Annotated in this window: 5 protein-coding genes; all 5 read right to left on the minus strand. The window is 34.7% G+C overall.

Going from position 1 to position 4,258, the window contains the following annotated elements; genetic code table 11:
* Window positions 1-871 (minus strand): ABC transporter substrate-binding protein (locus tag PHD84_10555; protein MDD5638235.1); only part of this gene is annotated, 871 nt, incomplete at its 3' end.
* A gap of 173 nt (window positions 872-1,044) precedes the next feature.
* Complete coding sequence (locus PHD84_10560) at window positions 1,045-1,902, minus strand: branched-chain amino acid ABC transporter permease (GenBank protein MDD5638236.1); 858 nt, start codon at window positions 1,900-1,902, stop codon at window positions 1,045-1,047.
* Between the two features lie 30 nt (window positions 1,903-1,932).
* Window positions 1,933-2,808, minus strand: a complete 876-nt coding sequence (locus PHD84_10565) for a branched-chain amino acid ABC transporter permease (protein MDD5638237.1) — start codon at window positions 2,806-2,808, stop codon at window positions 1,933-1,935.
* A gap of 51 nt (window positions 2,809-2,859) precedes the next feature.
* Window positions 2,860-3,561 (minus strand): ABC transporter ATP-binding protein, encoded by a 702-nt coding sequence (locus PHD84_10570; GenBank protein ID MDD5638238.1) that lies wholly within the window; start codon window positions 3,559-3,561, stop codon window positions 2,860-2,862.
* Between the two features lies 1 nt (window position 3,562).
* Window positions 3,563-4,258, minus strand: a 696-nt coding sequence (locus PHD84_10575) for an ABC transporter ATP-binding protein (GenBank protein ID MDD5638239.1), incomplete at its 5' end; no start/stop codon positions are given.

Raw genomic sequence — 4,258 nt, forward strand, 5'->3', positions numbered from 1 at the left:
AGTCATTTAAATTCAAATCAATATAATTATAAATTGAAATCCCTTCTAAATATTCCCCCCCAGTAGTATACAATGCGGTATCATCAGCACTGCTGAAAACTAATATTTTTGACTTATCTTCCCATCCTCTTTTTACCAATTCAACTATTATTTTTGCCGCTTTTTCCGAATTACAGGTAAGTACAATTCCATCAGGCTTCTGTGCTAAGGCTCTCAAAACCAGAGAATCAAACATAATCGCATCAGTAGGAACGTCAACCTGTCGCAATATTTCTACTCCTGCTGATTCCAATCCTATAGCATGAGCTTCCGCCATTGGAGGCCAAGCTGCCCAGTTCTCAACAAATTGGACTACCGTCTTCATGTCTGGATGCAATTCTGCCCAAGCAGCAGTTATAGGTGGTAGTTTTTCTTCGGTTATGGGATACCAGGATAGAGTCCAGGGAAAATATTCCACTGCATATTCGTAGCTAGTAGAAGAAACCATAGAAAATAATCCAGCTTCTACTGCTATAGGGACAGCTGCCATAATACATGCTTCTGGAACCGGACCCATCACCACTAATGCCCAATCAATCAATTTAGCCATCTCTTCCATGGCTTTTTCCTTATTGACACCGGTATCAATAATTTTAATTGTAATTGGCTTGCCTCTTACACCTCCAGCAGCATTAATCTCTTCGGCAGCTCGATTAGCACTCCAGGACATATATTCACCAATGCTTGCAATAGGACCTGTTACAGTGTTTAAAAAAGGTATTTTCCACTCTTCTACTAACACATTCTGTCCGGAAATATTCATTGTAGTAATAAACAAGATTCCAATTATGAATATTGAAATACGTAAAAAACATAATATTTTATTCTTCATCTTTTTTTCCTCCTGAAGATTATTAACTCTATAAATTTTTTAACTGAATATCTGTTTAAGTTTACATTTTTTCTTCCTACGATAACCCTTATTGGCCTTCCTTTCTTTTTATTAATTATTTCTCCCATTAGTACTATTTTTCTATCGCTGTAAAGTTAGATTATCTTATTGAATTATTTATTAATAGCTTGTTGAGGTACTTTTGGTTTCATATTCCATAGCATTTTTCTAGTAATCATGCCTTCTGGTCGCAACAAGATAATAATCACCAACAAAGCTCCATATATAACCTGGCGCCAAGAAGCAATGTTACTAGAAAATATCAAAGGAATTCCCTGTAACAAAAAGGCAGATGGAATTACTCCCCACATTGTGGTATATCCACCTACAAAAAGTATGCACATTAAATATCCAATCATGCTGAAACTAAAAAATTCAGGTGATAGGCTTCTAACTAGAAAGACATCCAAAATGCCAGACATTCCTGCAATGGCACATGATGTAATTTGAAAAAACATGCCCAATTTTTTTATATCAACACCTAACGTGATGGCTACCTCTCTATCTACAAAAACAACAGATGCGGCTCTGCCTAAACGTGAATGATCAATCCTGTAAATCAAAGATCCCGTTATAATTAATAAAAAATATATAATAAATAGTATATTATTTACAGAAGGAACATGAAAAAACCCAATCGTTCCACCTAAAAGTTTCCAATTCTCAATAACTGTCTTAACAATAAAGATAGAGGTCAATCCCACAATCACCACTGTAAAACAAGGAGCTTTCCCAATAGCCAGGGAAAAGATGAATCCGATTACTGTACTTATTAATATTCCTGAAATTAAAACTAAAACAAAAGGCCAACCCCATTCTTTAGCCGCATAACCGCCAAAATAAGCTGATATCGCCATACATGCTACAATCAAAAAATGTAGTTGCCCTACTCTATAGGTTAAATAAAGCGCCCATCCCATTAGTATATAAATAGCAGTGAATCCCAGGAAATAATATGTTACTTCAGACAAGATAGAACCTCCTTATGTCAATAATTATAATCATATTTTGGTACCAAATAAACCCTGGGGTTTAATCAGAACAACAATCAACATTACCACAAACGCAATGACATTTGACCATGAACCAGAAATATATCCTACTGCTAAAGACTCTATAATACCTAACATTAATCCGCAAACCAATCCTCCCTTTAAATTGCCCAAACCAGCAACAATTGATACAGCCAGCATTTTTAAAGCAACAAATTCACCTAACCAGGGAGAGGCAGAGCCTATTAGCATTGAAAAAAGCAGAGCTGAAAAACCACCTAAAATGCCGACAATTAAATAACTAAATATGCTGGTTTTGACAATTGGAATACCCACCAAGCTAGCTGCAAAGAGATTTTCGGCAATAGCCCTAAAGAATCTCCCCTGATTAGTATGGTAAAGAAGATAAAAAAAGATTAATACGGCAATAATTCCACCTCCTAAAGCAAATAACTGCCCTTTGGATAAAGTAATTAATCCAAAACTCAGAATGCTTCCACCAATCCATTTATAGGGAAAAGAAACTGGAAATCCGTAGTTAATAGAATGGGACATAATATCCATTGCGATCATAGCCATACCCATTGAGGCAATAAAAGAGGCATTAATATCCACATCCGGTGTACTATTGATTTTTCTAAAAATAGGTTCACTTAACATACTTAAGATAATTGAAACAGATAAACCAGCCAGAATAACTAAAAAAATATTGTTGCTGAATTGTAAAACCCACCAGCAGGTATACATAGAAATAACCACAATCTGGGGGTAAGCAAATTGAATGATTTTGGCTACCAAAAGCATTAAATTAAAACCAGTAACCAACAAAACATAAATGCTTCCTAAGGCTAAACCGCTTATTAATTGAGCTATAAATATTTCCATCAATATCTCTCCCTGACAAATTAGATAAAACGATTTATTTTAGTTCTTTTATTAATGACCACCAAGATAAGCTTGTCGAATCTTGGGATTATCTATAATATCACCAGAAAATCCAGTCATAGCAATTTCGCCAGTTTGCATTACATAACAACGATGACTGCATTCTAAAGCCTTTTTAGCGTTTTGTTCGGCTAATAGTATAGAATATCCCTCTTTATTTAACTCTAAAAGAATATTAAAAATTTCTGTTACAATTTTGGGGGCTAATCCCAAAGAAGGTTCATCTATTAGAATTAATTTAGGTTTAGACATTAAGGCACGCCCCATAGACAGCATTTGTTGTTCTCCTCCGCTTAATGTTCCGGCTATTTGGTTGCTTCTTTCCTGTAAAATAGGGAAGTATGCAAAAACTCTTTCAAGATTTTTTTCAAAATTATCATAATCATGATAGGCTCCCAATTGTAGGTTTTCTAACACTGTCATGGAAGTGAAAATAACATGTCCTTCCGGAATAAGGCATAAGCCTAAACTTACAATCTTATCAGTGGATTGTCGAGTAATGTCTTTTCCCAAAAATTGAATATTACCTTTATCTGGTCTCTGAATTCCAAGTATTGCCTTTAACAAAGATGTTTTGCCAGCTCCATTTGCACCAATTAATGCTACAAATTCTCCTTGTTTTATTTCAATACTAACCGTTTTGACAGCTTTAATAGGTCCATATGTAATTGAAAGATTTTCGGTTTCTAAAATATTACTTTTCTTCTCCAAGATAAGCCTCCAATACTCTGGGATCTCTCTGAACTTGTTCGGGAGTTCCTTCACTTATTTTTATTCCAAAATCAAGAACGGTAATCCATTCAGAGATTTCAGTAATAAAATTCATATCATGGCTTACAACAATAATAGTAACTCCTTCTTTGTTAATTTGCCTGATAATTTTTGCGACTTCTCTTGATTCTTCAATGCCCATCCCTGAGGTGGGTTCATCAAGCATGAGAAGTTTAGGATTTGATATTAAAGCACGAGCTATCTGTACTAACTGGCGCTCTACCCAAACCAATTCATTAGTCCAGCGATCTGCAAAGTCTGATATGTTAATAAATTTGAAAACCCTTTCCGCTTGCTTTTTAATATCTTTTTCTTGCTTATTAAATTGTAAGGGATTTAAAAAGAAAGATTTAATGGGGTTTTGTTTGAAATTATACCTTCCCGACATAACATTATCCAAAACTGTCATATTTGATACCAATTTTCCGGCTTGAAATGTTCTACTGATTCCCATTCTATTAATATCTTCTGCAGGCATATTACTAATGTCCACAGAATTAAAATATATTTTTCCTTCTGTTGGTGGAAATAATCCGGAAACAACATTAAAAAAAGTAGATTTCCCTGCACCGTTTGGTCCAATTAAACCATGAATGGTATTCTCTTGAATGTTAATATC

Source organism: Atribacterota bacterium, assembly GCA_028717805.1.
Taxonomy (GTDB): domain Bacteria; phylum Atribacterota; class Phoenicimicrobiia; order Phoenicimicrobiales; family Stramentimicrobiaceae; genus Stramentimicrobium.